This is a genomic window from Leptospira idonii, from assembly GCF_004770995.1.
GTDB lineage: Bacteria > Spirochaetota > Leptospiria > Leptospirales > Leptospiraceae > Leptospira_A > Leptospira_A idonii.
In genome coordinates this window covers 504128-520419 of the sequence record NZ_RQHW01000047.1, presented here as the reverse complement: position 1 = coordinate 520419, position 16292 = coordinate 504128, and the positions used below count along the sequence as shown (strand labels likewise).

At 40.9% G+C, this 16292-nt stretch carries 16 protein-coding genes; 4 read left to right on the top strand and 12 right to left on the bottom strand.

Going from position 1 to position 16292, the window contains the following annotated elements:
- Nucleotides 1-9: 9 nt before the first annotated feature.
- Genes EHS15_RS14485 through folD form a run of 5 tightly spaced genes read right to left on the bottom strand, consistent with a single transcriptional unit; the run spans nt 10 to nt 5166 of the window.
- Nucleotides 10-1107, bottom strand: coding sequence for a lipase family alpha/beta hydrolase (locus tag EHS15_RS14485; RefSeq protein WP_135761269.1), 1098 nt, complete (start codon nt 1105-1107; stop codon nt 10-12).
- A gap of 5 nt (nt 1108-1112) precedes the next feature.
- Nucleotides 1113-1886: a 23S rRNA (guanosine(2251)-2'-O)-methyltransferase RlmB gene (rlmB, locus tag EHS15_RS14480; RefSeq protein WP_135761268.1), complete on the bottom strand. Its 774-nt coding sequence runs from the start codon at nt 1884-1886 to the stop codon at nt 1113-1115.
- Nucleotides 1868-3322 (bottom strand): cysteine--tRNA ligase, encoded by a 1455-nt coding sequence (gene cysS / locus EHS15_RS14475; RefSeq protein WP_135761267.1) that lies wholly within the window; start codon nt 3320-3322, stop codon nt 1868-1870. The genes rlmB and cysS overlap by 19 nt, the downstream gene beginning before the upstream one ends.
- A gap of 12 nt (nt 3323-3334) precedes the next feature.
- Nucleotides 3335-4303, bottom strand: coding sequence for an acetylxylan esterase (locus EHS15_RS14470; protein ID WP_135761266.1), 969 nt, complete (start codon nt 4301-4303; stop codon nt 3335-3337).
- A gap of 5 nt (nt 4304-4308) precedes the next feature.
- Nucleotides 4309-5166 carry a bifunctional methylenetetrahydrofolate dehydrogenase/methenyltetrahydrofolate cyclohydrolase FolD gene (gene folD, locus EHS15_RS14465; protein WP_135761265.1) on the bottom strand — a complete coding sequence of 286 codons (858 nt, stop codon included), beginning with the start codon at nt 5164-5166 and terminating at the stop codon, nt 4309-4311.
- Nucleotides 5167-5220: 54 nt separating this feature from the next.
- Here folD and asnS point away from each other — a divergent pair, with 54 nt between their 5' ends.
- Nucleotides 5221-6525 (top strand): asparagine--tRNA ligase, encoded by a 1305-nt coding sequence (gene asnS, locus EHS15_RS14460; protein WP_135761264.1) that lies wholly within the window; start codon nt 5221-5223, stop codon nt 6523-6525.
- Between the two features lie 59 nt (nt 6526-6584).
- Nucleotides 6585-7388: a hypothetical protein gene (locus tag EHS15_RS14455; RefSeq protein WP_135761263.1), complete on the top strand. Its 804-nt coding sequence runs from the start codon at nt 6585-6587 to the stop codon at nt 7386-7388.
- On the opposite strand, the gene EHS15_RS14450 is transcribed toward EHS15_RS14455, so the two are convergent.
- From EHS15_RS14450 to EHS15_RS14425, 6 genes are all read right to left on the bottom strand, one after another.
- Complete coding sequence (locus EHS15_RS14450; RefSeq protein WP_135761262.1) at nt 7351-8220, bottom strand: hypothetical protein; 870 nt, start codon at nt 8218-8220, stop codon at nt 7351-7353. The two genes, EHS15_RS14455 and EHS15_RS14450, sit on opposite strands and share 38 nt — an antisense overlap.
- A 1-nt stretch (nt 8221) precedes the next feature.
- Nucleotides 8222-10219, bottom strand: coding sequence for an ATP-dependent DNA helicase (locus tag EHS15_RS14445; protein WP_246052169.1), 1998 nt, complete (start codon nt 10217-10219; stop codon nt 8222-8224).
- A gap of 114 nt (nt 10220-10333) precedes the next feature.
- Complete coding sequence (locus EHS15_RS14440) at nt 10334-11917, bottom strand: sodium-dependent transporter (protein WP_135761261.1); 1584 nt, start codon at nt 11915-11917, stop codon at nt 10334-10336.
- A gap of 98 nt (nt 11918-12015) precedes the next feature.
- Nucleotides 12016-12417 (bottom strand): helix-turn-helix domain-containing protein, encoded by a 402-nt coding sequence (locus EHS15_RS14435; protein WP_135761493.1) that lies wholly within the window; start codon nt 12415-12417, stop codon nt 12016-12018.
- A 103-nt stretch (nt 12418-12520) separates the two neighbouring features.
- Nucleotides 12521-14158: an LIC12015 family putative lipoprotein gene (locus EHS15_RS14430; protein ID WP_135761260.1), complete on the bottom strand. Its 1638-nt coding sequence runs from the start codon at nt 14156-14158 to the stop codon at nt 12521-12523.
- A gap of 27 nt (nt 14159-14185) precedes the next feature.
- Nucleotides 14186-14497, bottom strand: a complete 312-nt coding sequence (locus tag EHS15_RS14425; RefSeq protein ID WP_135761259.1) for a hypothetical protein — start codon at nt 14495-14497, stop codon at nt 14186-14188.
- Between the two features lie 75 nt (nt 14498-14572).
- Between EHS15_RS14425 and EHS15_RS14420 the strand changes: the two genes are divergently transcribed.
- On the top strand, nt 14573-14929 hold the full coding sequence (locus tag EHS15_RS14420; protein ID WP_135761258.1) for an STAS domain-containing protein: 357 nt from the start codon (nt 14573-14575) through the stop codon (nt 14927-14929).
- Entirely contained in the window at nt 14926-15687 is a 762-nt protein-coding gene (locus EHS15_RS14415; protein WP_246052167.1) for a diacylglycerol/polyprenol kinase family protein, read from the top strand. The genes EHS15_RS14420 and EHS15_RS14415 overlap by 4 nt, the downstream gene beginning before the upstream one ends.
- 35 nt (nt 15688-15722) lie before the next feature.
- Here the strand turns inward: EHS15_RS14415 and EHS15_RS14410 are convergent, their stop codons facing one another.
- The gene (locus EHS15_RS14410; RefSeq protein ID WP_135761257.1) at nt 15723-16292 is read right to left on the bottom strand and encodes a hypothetical protein; all 570 of its coding nucleotides are present in this window, start codon (nt 16290-16292) and stop codon (nt 15723-15725) included.

Below are 16292 nucleotides of genomic sequence, written 5' to 3'. Positions count from 1 at the left end.
AAAAGTATTTTAAGGGGCGGAGCTTACAAGTTCATCGGCACTGTCTATCACTGCTTGGAATAGATTGATCGATTTAGCATCGTTCACGTTTATAGTTTGAAACGCCATCATGGAATGATCGTATCCAGTAAAAGTGAATCCTTTTTTGGAAAGACCGCCGAGTAGTGCACTGTTTTCCGGAACAACGCCGTCGTTTCGATTGAAACCTAAATTAGAACTTACTAAAGTATTACATGCGGTTTGATAATATATAGTTTCTTGTCCTGTGCAACCGGAAAGAATCCCGGAATAGGAAATAAAAATGGAATTTAAGCCGAACCCTTCGTTCACCAAATCGATGATTTGATTTTTAGCATCAGGAATTTGACTTTGACCTGCACCTACATTGGTATGACTCAGATCTTGTCCTCCTTGGGTGCTGATTAGATAGGACCCGAGTTCACTCACAGCAATGTTTCCGTAAGCGGATAAGAATGCGGAACTGGCAAAAGGAGAACCAAACTGAGGTGAGGCGAGAGTGACGACTCCATCAATAAGAAAAGGAAGGTATTCGGGAGAGATCATTCCTGAGCGGGTGACAAGTCCTCCCATAGAATGAGCGACTACAATGACTTTATCGCTCACTGAGAAAGTAGACTTCAGAGTTTTTACGAAATTTCTACCGTTTAGAAGGATTCCGTTCGAAGTGCGGTAAGTATAAAGGTAAAGATCGTATTTATCCTTCGCACCTTTTTGATTTTCCTGAAAATGAATGATCCCGTTTAAAAACGTACTTTTGATATTCGTTTTCTTTTTCGTATCTCCCGTAGTAGGATCCGCATCTCTTTCCGCAGGATTCCAGCCGTGAATGAAAACCAATTTCGGTTTGGAATTTTGAGGGGCAAAAGCGACATCCACAAATTGTTCGTCTGGAAGATTTCGATTGAAACCGGGAACGAAATAAAAGAGTTTTTGGTTCGGATTGGGAGCTAAATCGACCAAGCTAAGTAAAAGAACTTTATCCGACTCCTTTTTGTCGGATAAAAACTCTTTTCTATAAAAATCATAGATACACTGGTTTGTGGAAAAAAGAAGCAAAAGTAGAAAGAAAAAAAAACTAGGTTTCATCGTTGTCAACGATTCGCATTCACGACTCTATCTAATGTGATACCACAAGCCACTACCACGTTCAAGGAAGAAACTGATCCGAAAAGAGGAATTCGCCCAATATAATCCGCATTTTCCAGAAGGATTTTTTTGACTCCTTCCCCTTCGTTCCCCATAATCACCGCCATATTTTCCGTATCGGGAAGGGTTTCCCAAATCTCTTCCGAGCCTTCCTCATCCGTAGCAAGCACCCAATATTCCAATTTTTTCAAATGTTCCAATGCTTGGGATAAATTAGAAATTCTGAATATATTTAAATGGTGAATTGCCCCGGCGGATGCTTTTTCCACGACGGGAGAAATAGGGGAAGTGTCTCTGTCGGATAAGATGATGTGTTTTACTCCCAAACATTCCGCAGTTCTCATCAAATTTCCCAAATTGCCTGGATCTTGAATGCGGTCCAAAATAAGAATGGGACCTTCCCCAGGTTCCAAAGACTGTTTAAGCTGTTCCCAATTCCCCGCTTGAAACGCTTTTTGTTTGGTGCGAATGATCACATAACCTTGATGGTTCTTATCTCCCGCAACTCGGTCCAACTCTCTAGTGCTGACAGTCGTTATTTTGATATGACCGGGAAGGAAAGATTTGATTTTAGCTTTTTCTTCGGAACCTAGGGAATCTTTGATCATGATTTCACGAATGGATTTAACTCCTTTTTCTGGAAGCATCGTGTCCAAAGATTCTAAAAATTCGTAAAAGTTTCTTTTTCCAAAAAGGATATCTACTGGATTTTTTTCCATTGAGTGGAACCGTCCTTCACATCAATCAACTGTATTCCTCTTTCTGTAAGAGTTTTTCTGATTTCATCCGCCTTGGCGAAATCTTTATTCGCTTTCGCTTCCTTTCTCTGTCGAATGAAATCTTCGATTTCGGCTTCCTCTGCGGCGCTGAAAGTGGATTCAGGTTTTTCGAATTCTAAAAGACCTAACACTGAGTCAACGATCTGAAAATAATAAACAAGAGAAACACATTCTTTCGCGGACCAATTTCCCGAATCCAAGTTCTGATTGATTTCTCTTAAAAACTCGAAAACGGAACCCAAAGATTTAGGAAGGTTCAAATCGTCACAAAGCCCCGACTCAAATTCAGAAACTGCATTCGATACGGAAGAGTGGCTTATTTTTTCTCGAAGTTTTTGGAAATCGGAACCATCCAATTTTTCCCAATCGTAATTTAAAATCTCCAAAATACGAGTGAGAGTGGTTTGGATTCTATCTAATGCTTGTTTGGATTCTTCCAGTTTGGCAAAAGAAAAATTCAACTTGGATCTGTAATGAGAAGAAATCAAATGATAACGAATTTGTTTGGAATCGTATCCCTTGGAAAAAACGTCCCGCAGGGTATAAAAATTTCCCTTGCTCTTGGACATTTTTTCTCCGTCAACTAACAAGTGCTCACAATGAAGCCAGGTAGTTACGAATTCCTCTTCAGGATAGGCACCTTGAGACTGAGCTTCCTCGTTTTCATGATGAGGGAAAAGTAAATCGATCCCTCCCGTATGGATGTCCACACCGGAACCGTACACTTTGCGGATCATCGCTGAACACTCCAAATGCCATCCAGGTCGTCCGCTACCCAAATCGGTATCCCAAGATTTTTCGTCCTCAGACTTTTTGTTTTTCCAAAGAACAAAATCCCTTACATCGTCTTTTTCATATTCGTCTGCATCGTAACGAGCACCCGATTTCATTCCGCTCACATCGATATGGGAGAGTTTGCCGTAGTTTCCGAATTTTTGAATGGAGAAATAAAGACTTCCTTCCTTTTCATAAACGAGACCTTGGTGCTGCAATTTATGTACAAGATCCACCATATCGGAAATGGATTCCGTAGCCTTTGGATAATGTTCCAATGTCTGTACGTTTAAAGAGTTCAAGTCCTCAAAAAAAGCTGCCGTCCAAGGTTTCGTAAATTCTTCCACAGAAATCCCTTTCGCAATGGATTCACGGATGATTTTATCGTCGATGTCGGTGATATTCATGGATTGATCCGGAACGAAACCGCCTAACTTTAGGGCTCTTCTGAGAATATCGACGAACAAAAAAGAACGGATGTTTCCTATATGTGCGAAATTATAAACAGTGGGTCCGCAAGAATATACTTTTACCCTTCCAGGATCCTTAGGATGAAAAGGTTCTTTTTTATGGGTTTTCGTATTATAAAATTGAAATAACATAAAAACCTAAAACTAAACCTGAAAGATTTCTTTCACAAATTCAAGATTCGCCTGAGCCTGTTTTTCTTTTCCTGCGTCATTTCCTTCGTTAGGATAAATCTGCATTCTTTTGTCGCAGTTCATATGATTGAACAAAGCGAAGATGGATTTAGGATGACTGAGGTTGTCTTCCATACCGCAGGAGAATAATGCAGGAATTTTGATTTTCTTCGCAAAATGAACGGAATCGAAATAGGCTAAGGATTTTTTATAATCCACTTTTTTAGTGGCACGTTTTTCCAAAGAAGGAAGCATTTCCCGAACCCAAGGATTGGCTCTGAGAGAAAGTTGATCCTTATCAATATAACAGAAAGAAGGTGTTTCCAGAATCAAACCTTTGATTCTATCCGTATAAGCGGCGCCGAAAACGGATAGGGCGCTTCCTAAAGATTTTCCATGCAGTATGATTTGGTCTCCGTCGATTCCGTCACTCAAACGAAGGAACTCGATGGTTCTATAAACGTCCAAATAGAGTTTACGCATGTAAAAATCTTCTTTCAGATCCAAACCGTCGGCAAAATAATTCGGCGACCAGTTAGGAAGATTTTTTCCCGTATTTGGATCGATGGGAGCCTGGATCATTTCCTCGCCATGACCTCGTAAGGTGATGTGAAGCTGCGCAATTCCTAAATCGGAATATCCTTTTTGGATCTCTTCTTCGGGAGCCAAGTAGTCATGAAAAAAAACGACTACAGGACGATTTCCTCTTTTCCTAGGAATGGATAATTTTCCATGGATGGTATAATTCCCGATCCCTTGAAAAGAAATTTCATTCAAGGATTCCCAGATAAAACTTCCTTTCAAAATCGTTTTGTAAGTCGCCTTAACGGGAACTTTTTTTAGGGCGGCAATTCCTTCTTTCCAAAACGCATCCAGATCCTCGGGAGGATCCAGTTTAGGAAAGGTCTGAAAACATTCATCGAAACTAATAGGAGCTGGCATCGTCTTTATTTAAGAGGAGGAGAAAACTTCCCCTGGTAAGAGTAAAGTGTTTGAAGCAGTAAGACCGCTATGGTCATAGGTCCGACTCCTCCGGGAACTGGAGTGAAGTAGGAGGATTTATCTTTCGCTTTGGATATTTCGATATCTCCCACATTACCTACGTTATAACCTGCATCCAAAAGAACGGCACCTTCTTTGATCCATTCCGACTTGATGAACTCAGGTTTGCCTACAGCCCCGACGACTATATCCGCTTGTTTGACAAGTTCGGGAAGGTCTTTCGTTTTGGAATGGCAAAGAGTGACTGTTGCGTCCAAGTTGGTGAGCATAATCGCCATCGGTTTTCCCAAAATAGGAGAACGTCCCACAACCACAGCATGTTTACCGGCAACTTCGATTCCGTATTCTTTCAAAAGCAGAATCATTCCGTAAGGTGTGCAGGGGAAGTAAGCTTCCGAACCCATCGAAAGTTTTCCGAAAGAGTGAGTGGTCACTCCGTCCACATCCTTTTCAGGAAGGATCGCATCGAAGCATCGCCTTTCATCGATTTGGTGAGGAACCGGATGTTGGAGTAGAATTCCATGAACGGATTTATCCGCATTCAATTTATTGATTTCAGAAAGAAGTTCTTCCGTAGTGGTTTCTTCCGGAAGACGGACATATTTGGAAAGCATTCCTACGGAAGCGCATGCTTTCACTTTCATATTCACATAAGTTTCCGAAGCAGGATTATTACCTACCAAGATCGTTGCAAGCGTAGGAGGATTGTTTCCATCCGCATTGGTTTTCTTCAATTCAGAAGCGATTCCGTTTCTTATCTTTTCGGAAATCGCTTTACCGTCTAATAGGGTGGGAGATTTCATTCAGTAAGTTCAAAATTTCAAAGAAAAACGAACTGGCAAACAGAAAAACCATCTATGTCTCAGACTTCTTCATCCTCATCGTCTTTTTCCGACACAGTTTCCCACATTCAAGAGCTCTCCGGTTGGGTTCAAGGAATCCGGGGGAACAATCATGTTCAATTTTTACAATTCCGTACAAACGGTAAAATCCTTCAGGTGGTCCTGGAAAAGGAAAAACTGGGAGAAGAGGAGTTTCGATTTCTCAAAAATATCCCCCAGGAAACCTCACTGAAAATCAGAGGGTATTTTTCCGAAAACCCCAAAGCTCCCGAAGGAAAAGAACTGCTTCTGGAATCTTGTGAAATCGTTGGAAAATCGGGAGAGTATCCCATCACTCCCAAAGAGCACGGTCCGGATTTTCTCCACAACAACCGTCATCTTTGGCTTCGTTCCAAAAGACAAATCGCCATCTTAAAGATCCGTTCGGAACTTTCCTTTGCCATCAGGGAGTTTTTCAGAAATCAAAATTACACTCTGATCGATACTCCTATTTTAACCGGTTCCGTAGGAGAATCCTCAGGGACTCTTTTTTCTACAGAATATTTTGATCTGGGAAATGCCTATTTGGCACAAACGGGACAATTGTATTTGGAAACGGCAGTATTTGCCCATTCTAAAGTTTATTGTTTCGGTCCCACTTTTCGGGCGGAAAAAAGCAAAACAAGACGCCACCTAACAGAGTTTTGGATGTTGGAAGCGGAAACCGCATTTTTCGGCAACGAATCCAATATCGAATTTCAGGACGAATTCATACGGTATCTCCTAAAAACGGTCATAGAAAGATGCCCTTCCGAATTGAAAATGTTGGAGAGGAATCCGGAAACCATTCTGACGCAAATTCAAAATAAATTCCCTGTGATCAGTTATTCCGAGGCGATTGAAATCCTACAGTCCAAAGGGGAAAAAATTCCCTGGGGAGAAGACATCAATGCGGAAAGAGAAAACATCCTAACGGAACACTTCGGAACAGCAGTTTTCGTAAAAAACTACCCTCGTTCCATCAAAGCGTTCTATATGAAACAAAATCCGGATGATCCCAGAACCGTTTTATGTGCCGATTTATTGGCACCGGACGGAGTCGGGGAAATCATCGGGGGATCGGAAAGGGAAGAAGACTATCAAAAAATTATTGATCGCCTTATGGAAGAGGGTCTTCCCCCAAAAGATTACGAATGGTATCTGGATCTGAGAAAATACGGCTCGGTTCCCCATTCCGGTTTCGGTATGGGATTGGAAAGAATCCTGGCCTGGATCTGCGGACTTTCCCACGTTCGGGAATGCATTCCGTATCCTAGGATGATTTATCGCCTCCATCCTTAATTTTTTATTCAAGGAAAATTGCCACAGATTGCCGATCTTTTCCTTAAGAGAGGTAATCTATGGCACAGCAAGCAACTCAGGCAATCAATCCATCTTTGGAAACGGAAGCTTGGGATCTCTTTGAAGTGGGAGCGAACGAAGAAGTTCTTCTTTTAGCGAAAAAAAATCCGAATCATTATTATCTACAGCATTTAAGTTATTTAGCCTCTTTTGAATTGAACGGAAGAGGTTATCTACCTAGCCCGAAAGGAATTTCTTCCCTTTCTCCCGTTGTGGAAGCACTTGCCAACTTCGAAATGGGCAAAGACAAAGAAGCAGCGAAACAAATTTCCTTGTATTTCAACCAAACCAACAATCCTATTTGTTATGCGATCATCAATCTGGCGATGAAGGTTTACTTCAGATCCGAAAATTTCGCAGAAGCTAAGACGATTCTTTCTCTTTATAAAAAGAAACACAATGATGTTTCCTTTATCAAAGAGGAAATCACCGCTACATATCATTTAAGAAAACACGAAGAAGTGATCAAACTTTTCCGTGAAAATCTCAAGTCACTCAACGATGTGGAAATTCATAAGATGGTGGGGATGTCCCTTCTCTTTTTGGACCGCCATAAAGAAGCTAGCGTTATTTTCGAAAACATTCCTGGCAAACTAACATTGCCTAGTTTTGAAGATAAAAAAGAATCATATTCTCATCTTTTCTCTAAGATCGCAAACTTGGAACCTAGAGTGGAAGAGTTAAGCAATCGAGAATTGGAAGATATGGGATTTGCTTATTTGTTTCACGGAGAATATGAGAAGGCGGAAAAAACTTTCCTATCTCTTACTTCGAAACTAAAATCATCACTCTGCAACGTGTAAGATTCTTTCTGGACTCGGGGTGGCTGAGAAGTTTAGCCACTTCGTCCGAAGGAAGAATGATATCGGTTCCGTTTTTACCGCTCACTCCCAAACCCATTACGAAAAACGGATTTTTTCCCACTCTCTTTTCAAAGTTCTTTTCTTCATGATCCGTGCGATAGACTACGTATCCGGTTTCGATCACATACGCTTCTTTCACATACACTGGTGAGTAAACATCCAAACCTCTGTCGGATTGAATGCGAGGAAACAAAGCTTGTTTCAAATTCAAATGACGGGCGTCTACCACCAAACCTGAAAATTCGACAGGAATGATTTCTTCCGTAAATGTAGGAATTTGTTCCGTTCCGTATTCCATAGGAAGATAGGCAAGAAACCCTTGTTTCCCAGTCAAACGGATGGTGGCTTTGGATTCCAAACGGTTCTTTTTAGGCTGAAAATCGTAGGTCTCTTTCTCATCCCCTAAAAAGGAATTGATTCTGGAGCGAACAAGTGGTTGTGCTTGAGAATATTCATATACAGTGTAATTCGAATCTAAGAACAAAGATTCCAATCTTTGGCTGAGGCGAATCCTCAGTTTTTCTTTGGCTTTTTTGCGAGCCAAAAGATCGGATCTGCTTTTATTGATGGCAGTTCCCGGCTTTCCGAATTCCGGATCTTCTTCGTCGAAAACGATCTTAGGCAGGGTTTCCGTTACCTGAGCGGTAACTGTCAAATCGTACCAATTGGTGATCGTTTGGAAAAAATCCTTTTCCAAAGAACTGTCCGCATAACTGCCGAAAAATCCGGAAAGAAGGATCAGAAGAAATAGATAGATTCGGAAAGTTTTCATCTTATTTTATCTTCGGTAGATTATTGAATTTTCTTTCCAGATCCTCGAATTCGGTCACGACAGGAACTCCTTTGGGCAGACTGGAAATTACGTTTTTTCCGTAAGATTTAGTATGCACTCTTGGATCCAGAATACTCACCATTCCGGTATCATAGGAAGATCGAATCAATCTACCGAAACCTTGGCGCAAAAGCAAACAGGTTTTAGGAACCTGCATCTCCCAAAAAGGGCTTTTGCCCGCTTTTTCCATATCTTCCATCTTTGCTTGAAGCACAGGTTCCGTGGGAACTTGGAAAGGAAGTTTGGTGATGATCACATTTCTAAGTTTATCTCCCTTGATGTCCACACCTTGCCAAAAACTGGAAACTCCGAAGAGAACACTCTCTTTGTTTTCCATAAATTCTCTTTTGGCTTGGATGGGACCGAGCATAGTTTGTGAAAAAATAGGAAAGTCCACTCGGTCGACTATATCTTCGTACACTTCTTGAAGGAGTTTATTGGAAGTGAATAAAACGAACGCATCTCCTCTGGATAAACGAATCAATCTTTGTATCCAATAAGAGATATCTACTTTGTTTCTTCCCGGATCGGAAACAGGATCTGCCACTTTTTTAGGGACGAACAAAACGGAATGAGTTTGGTAAGAGAAAGGAGAAGCAAGAGTTTTAGTCTGCACATCTTTCGTTCCTATCTCCTTTAGAAAATATTGAAAATTTCCCGGAGCTGGGGAAAGAGTGGCGGATGTCATCACCACGGATTCCAAATTAGGGAAGAGGGACTTGGATAGAATTTCTTCTGTATTTTTCGGTTGAGAATAAAGATGATAATAAATTTCCCTGGAAGTTTGATTGGGGGTTTCGATCCAAAATACGAGGTTTTGGTTTGTTTTATTTCGAAACTCTTCCAGAAAGGAAGCCGCCTTTTTAGAGTTAGTTCCCACCATTTCCAGACCGATAGCGATCTCTTTTTCATCGTTATCTTCCGAATCTTTTTTGTATTTTTCCAAAAGGTGCAGACAAAGTTCGGATACTTCGAATAGAGAATCTTCCAAAGCTCCTCCGTCTACTTTGATCTTTTTCGTATGTCTGGAAGAAAACTGAAAGTTCAAAGGAATTTCAGAAAGAAGAAGCCTGAAAAAATCTCCCGTTTGAGAGATCGCTCTTTCCGTTGCGAGAATGATCTCTTTTTTTTGTTTCTCTTTCAGCTTCTGAACCAAACCCGTTTTTTTCTCAGGGTGATGCAGATAATGGAGTAGGTGCATCAACGAATCGTGTTTCACTTCTGAACCGAAAGCTTTTCCTACAACTTCAGGAAAAGAATGGGCTTCATCGATCACCAAATGTTGAAAAGGTGGTAAAATGCGAAAATCTCCCGCCAAGTGAGCGGCAAGCAAATGGTGATTTACGATCAGAATGTTCGCTTTTTTCCATTTTTCTTTTTCTAAAAAATAATAAGACGTGGAAAAATTAGGGCAGTTTCTCGCCAAACAATTGTCAGAATCACGTCCTACTTGGTTCCAAAAAGAGGAGGATACGAATCCGTTGTATTCGGAACGAATTCCTGATTCCGTTTTTCTTTCCCACTCTACGAAACGCTGGATTTCCGATTCCATCTCTGGACCGAAATCTCCTCGTTCCATCACTTTGCCGTATTTTCTTTTGCAAAGATAATTAGCCGCTCCGAGCGCCACATGAGCGGTCACGTCTCTACCAATGGCTTCACTCACCAGTTTGATGTCTTTTTCTAGGATCTGTTCTTGGAGGGATTTTGTTTCTGTGGATACTACCACTGTGCATTCATTTTCCAAGGAAAACAATGCCGCAGGAATCAGATAGGCAAGAGACTTACCTACACCCGTTCCCGCTTCCACAGCCAAATTGACGCCGGATTGAAATGCTTCTTCGATGGCCACTCCCATCGAAACCTGTTCCTTACGAGCTTCGTAGTCTTTCCAGAGACTAGGAAGTTTGGACTCAAATATGGATTTTGTTTCGGACAAATTATTCCCTGTTTCGCACTAAATGATACACACAATACAGACTGAGGGCGATCACCAAGGCTAAAGAGGAGATCATGATGGTGACTCCCTGCCAATTCATGGATACTTCTCCCGTCATACGCTCTCCTTTTTTTCTCTCAAGAAAAAGGCTCTGGATACTACCGCATACAATAGGAAGAAAATGAGGATGATTCCCGCAACCACATAACGAGCTATATATGCTTTAACTTCGGCATCATGTGCTGACTTTCCTTCCAGAAGAGCCAATTGTCCCATTTTTTCAGGATTCATCTTGTCCAAGTATTCGGGGAGATTCATGTAACAAAAAGAAAGGAACACGAAAAGAAGAAACCAAGGAGTGATGTATTTCAAAATCCACTGGATCACTTTCGGGAAGGGAAGGATAGAACCTTCATTCGCATATTCGACTCCCTTATCGACTCCCACCTTAAAGTAAAAAACGAATATCTGAATCGATGCCAGAATATAGATGAGTATGGTTCCCACATAAAAGTCTGCGATATCAAGTGCGGCGAAATCTTTATTGAAGTAAACGATAGGAAGGCAAAGTGTGAATGTGAAAATGAAAAGTAGGAAAGATGATTTTTTACGGTTCAGCTTAAACCCTTCTTCCAAAAACAAAACTCCAGGCTGAAGCATAGTAACGGAGGAGGTGAGTGCCGCCAAAAACAGAACGAAATACCAGAGTGCTCCGAATATATTTCCCCCAGGCATCATACTGAATACGGCAGGAAGAGCGATAAACCCCATACCGAAAGTTCCGAAAGCAGTCACAGTAGCTCCTAAAAAAAGAAAGGCGACAGGTATTGTGATCATACCACCAAACACCACTTCTGCGAATTCATTGAGAGATGCGGAAGATAAACTGGAAAGAACCACATCGTCTTTTTTCTTGAGAAAACTGGAGAATACGAGTGCAATCCCGAAACCTGTTGAGAGGGAAAAGAAAATTTGCCCTGCGGCGTTGATCCAAACCTTAGGCTCCGCAAGAAGACTCCAATCTGGATTCCACATCACTGCCAGACCGGATTCGATTCCGGGAATGGTTAAAACTCGAATGAGAACGATCATGGAACAGATGCCCATCAGAGGTATGGCCAATTTCGCGAAGGCTTCCAAACCTTTTTGAAGTCCTCGATACACCAAAAAGAAGTTAAAGAAAAAACAGAGTAAAAAGAAAATGAAGATGGAGCTTTCGAAAGAGGAACCGTTTTCTTTAGCACCGGTTAAGTTCATAAAAAAGTCGGAGGAGTGCGCAATCACCTCTGCGGTTCCGGATGCTTCGGAAGAACCCAAACTCAAACCGCCAGTTAAAAAATAATACACATAAGCAAGACACCAAGACTCGATGAATACATAATATACGTAGATCATCACAGGAATCATCACACCGATGGTTCCGGAAATACGAAGAGGGTAACCCTTTAAGAATTCTTTGAAGATAAAAGGAAAACTACGGCCGTGACTTCCTCCCATTCTTCCCATGGTCCATTCCACCAAACAAACAGGGATTCCTAAGATTAAGAAACTGATGATATAAGGAACCATAAAGGCTCCTCCGCCGTTCTGAACCGCTTGTCCAGGAAAGCGTAAAAAATTACCTAGGCCGATGGCACCGCTGGCAACGGCTAAGATTAGCCCGATCCGACTTGCCCAACCTTCATTGGAAGAATTCATCAGGACTATCTGAAGTGAGTTGAATTATGTGACAAAATCTTTTTAGAAAAAAGGAAGAAAAAGCAAGGCAGACAAACTGCCTTGCTTCTGTACATTCTCTATTTTGAGCTGAGAAATAGCTCGTTTTTTTCCATTTTCAGAACTTTAGAAACGAGAGTTTTAAAATCTTCAGGCGGTTCCAAAAGGCCTAATTCCACTTTAGAGAGAAAAGGAGTAGAAACTTTCAATTTTTTAGCAAAATCGTATTGTTTGATTCCCATTTCCCTACGGACAGCCCAAAGTTTATTTTTCAATCCGTTGGCAAACTCAGGGTAGATATCTTCTACAGCGCTTTCGTTGAAAAGTCGATCCACAGTCGTTTTTAAATACTTCGCGCATGAAGATTTAAATTTTTCCGTGGGTTCTTGGGCGCCAGTTTCGATTTTGGAAAGATAACTCGGAGATACACCCAAAGCTCTTGCCATATCGTATTGTTTCACACCCCTTTTTTTACGTAACATGTAAATATGGTTGTTCATTTTTTCCCCCTAACAGTCAAAATATGTCACAGAAAAAGAGAACTCAAGAAAAAATTTCCGAGTTCTGTCATTTTCTTTCTTTAGACTAGATTGAAACCTCTTTCAATCGATCCTCAGCAATCTTTAGATTATAAGAAGATTTTAAACCGCTAATCTTTTGTTGAATGAAGGAATTCTTCTGAGAATTAGCCATATCTTTCTTAATTTCCTCTCTCACTTGTCCATAAGGCAGAGGGATTCTGTTTTGAGGGTTCTTAGGATCCGGGCTGGAGTAGGCATATAGTTTCCCAGCTTCGTATGCATCCCTAATTTGAGTCTCTGTAACCTCTACCGGAAGCGCTTCAATCTCATCTTGTAGCACTTTTAACCCGATAGACATTCTCATTTTATCAATTTGGATTTTGTAGCTGGATTCTTTCTCCGCTTTTTGCACTCTGTCGGAAGTTTGCGCGATTTTACCTTGTAAAATCGTTCCTTGGTAAAGATTCAATATATCCCAAATACGAGCTGCTTCGTCTTTGTAATTGGACTTCAATCGATTTGGCAACTTGTCAAAATCTTCCCTTAGGTTTCCCCAAGTGTATGTTTTACCGTCTTTTGTGGAGAAAAGAACTACATCGTTTGTATATGCATTCACATCTACCATATCCGGGCTATTAGGTGGGAACTTTACATAGAACTTTTCTAATAAAGCGGCGTTGCTTAGAGATCTGTCTCTGTCCGGGCTTTGTAAATAATTTGCAACTTGGTTTCTTGCAGCTTCATCTAGGAATTTTTTCTGTGCAGGAGGAAGTTCTCCAATGGTAAAACCGCTTTCTTCTTTGATTTTGTTCATTTCGGAAACATACAATCCTTGTTCGAATTGTTTCATTGTATGTTGAGCGAATTGAGCGGCTCTTTCTTCATTTCCTTCCGTAAAATATGCGACTGCATTTTTACTTTCTTCATCCGTATGAGTTTCTCCGTATTGGATCGCCTCTTTCGAAAATTTTTCAAATGTAGATGCGAAGTATTTTTCCAATCTTTCCGGGTGAACCCTTTCCGTTCCCAAAGAACGAAGCACATAAACGATAGGATCCTCTGCACCTTTGCTGTATTTTACGAAGGTTCCCTTAGGAGCTTTTTTTGCTTCGGAGATGATATCTTCCAAAGGATTGATGCTGCAGTTCGTGCAAAAAGGCTCCAACTTTCCGTAAACAGGCTTTCTGGAAGAATCCGCAGTTACTTCTGCAATCAATGCGTTTTTCTCGGACTCGGAAGCGGCATTCAATTTTGCCACCAATTCATCCGCATTCTTTTGATTCTCTTCTCCGTTCGGTCCACGAACAAGTGCTATTTGTAAATCGATGAATTCAAGAGGTTTGTTTTGAACGGCATATTTCACATACTCACGAATGTACACATTCAATTTGATGAAATCGGAAAGAAGTGTTTCCAGTTGATCCGCTTCGGAAGGATCGAATTTTTTCAATTTGACTCCATCGAGGAAAACCAATTTTTCCAAAGCTACTTGTTCGATCAGTTTGAGTTGTTTTTCAGAATCCAAAACCAGAGGTTTGTTCGAACCTCTTTTGAAAGTTTCCGCAAGGAAATTCATTTCTCCTCGGGTCACGGTTCCTCCGTCAAACGTTGCTAAGATTTCGGAATCTTTAGAGCAGTTGACGAATGAAAGAGAGCAGATGCCGAAAATCAGCATTGCCATGGATAATTTTTTTAAAGTCATTGGGTTTCCTTTGAATAAAATAAAAGATTAGTATTTGCGAATGTTTTTTTCCGTTTTCTTCTTCTCTGGAAGAGAGGAATCGGAAGGAGCATTTGTTTCCGTAGGAACTTCTTTTTTTCCCTTTTCCAAAAATCGTTCGGATCCGGCGGTGGAAACGGAAACTTTCAGGATTTCCTTTTTCTGCTCATCGAGATTTTGCATTTCAGAAAGAAAAGATTCCTTCAAAAAAGGGGAATATTCTCTATCGTCTGCAATGCGATCTGTCAATTTTTTAAGTTCAACGGAATCGCGTTCGATTTCTTCGAGTTTTTTAAAGAGATGGGCAACTTTAGCCTTCAAACAAGGTCTCCTACCAAAAGTTTTTATTTACTTGCCAAAGAGCGCAAGAATGAAAAATGAAAAGAGCAAAAATTTATGAGTCTCGACGATCTGGTCGTTGCCACCGAAAAAATCGATACTGTTTATGTAACCAAATTGCAGGGAAATTTGAATAATTTTACCGCAAGAAAATGCATCCAGTCAGTCACATCTTCCCTTAAACACGGTTCTGTCATTTTAGACTTGGAAGAACTGAATATGGTCACCACCCAGGGAATTGCAGCCTTTAAGACTTTGAGCGAAGAAGCATTTTTACAAAAACACAAGATCATTTTAATCAATATTCCGGTATCGATCCGCCAGGCATTTCAGATGGCAGGGATTCGTAATCTTTTTCCCATTGCAACAAACGAAGAGGGGGCCTTTAAGATGGCCACTCGAGGAACCAGGTGAAGCAGTTGTCAGATAAAAACGGTTTTAATTTTTTCAGAAAGATTTGGCATATATTGGGACTGATCATTCCCATCAGTCTCTACTTGGATCCGTTTCAGGATCACTACAATCTAGTCTATGCAAGCAGGGCAGTCATCGTTACCGGACTTGGCATTTTTTTATTTCTTCTACTTCTAGTGGAAATCGTCCGCCTGAACTCGGTTAGTTTCGAAGCGTTTTTCTTTCGTTACTTCGGGTTTTTGATGAAAGAATCGGAAAGAAGTCGTTTCAACGGAACCGTTCCTTATTTTTTAGCCAACTTCATAGTGGTTCTGCTTTTTCCTCCCGAAATCGCAGTGCTTTCCATTTTATTTTTAGTGATCGGAGATCCTACTGCCGCATACATCGGTTCTCGTTACGGCAAACACAGGTTTTACAACGGCAAGTCCAAAGAAGGTGTGATCGGGTTTTCTTCCGCAGCCTTTCTAGTGGGAGTATTGGTGTTGGGAATTCTAAGTTTTACAAACCCGGACAGTTTTTTAAGTCTTTTTCATAGAGATCGTTTTCAATGGGAACCTCTTTTGGTTTTATTCTTGGGAGTGGTTTCTTCCTGTTTGACGGAATTCTATTCTTCTACTACCGCCAAAGGACTGATTGATGACAATCTTCTGATTCCCATCGTTGGTGCTGTCGTTCTTTCCGTTTCTTCTTTGTTATTCTTGTATGACGTTCCCAGAGAATTGATTTTCAATCCGGTTCATCTGTATCTACAAAAGTAAATTCTACGGATTGTTAAAACCAACCGGCTTTCTATTTAAAGTTCTTTCCACCTAAGTTGAATTTCACGGTGGAGAGAACCTTTTGTTCCCTCCGGCAGAATGAAGTCGAATTCTAAAAACAGGGGAGGTTCCGATTCCAAATTCACTTTTTTTCGGATCTCTCCCGATTCTCTTTTCACTTCTTTTAAAAGAGAACCTAAATAATGAAAGGATGCAATCGTTTGGTTTCCTAATTCAAAACCTTCCATCTTCTCTCGAACTCCGTGTAGACGAATGTATGCGGAATAATTTCTGGAAATCGATATTCTTTCTTCAGGAGTAAAAGGGCGATTGAATTCCAAAAGAAAACCGGGAGTTTCTCTCGCTTTAAAATAAAGATAATTTCCGAAATTCTCCCAAGACTCTTCCGTCTGAGGCCCTGTTGTGCGCTCCAAAAGTACGAACCCTTTTTCAGGTTTAGGTTCGATACATTCCACTTTTCCGTCAAAATTGTCACATAGTCTTTGTTTTATGATCTTTAACTCAGCAGGAGCGACCTGGCAGGATGAAATCAAACACAGATGGAAAGAAAGAAGAATGAATGGTATGTAAAAAGAAACTCTCAT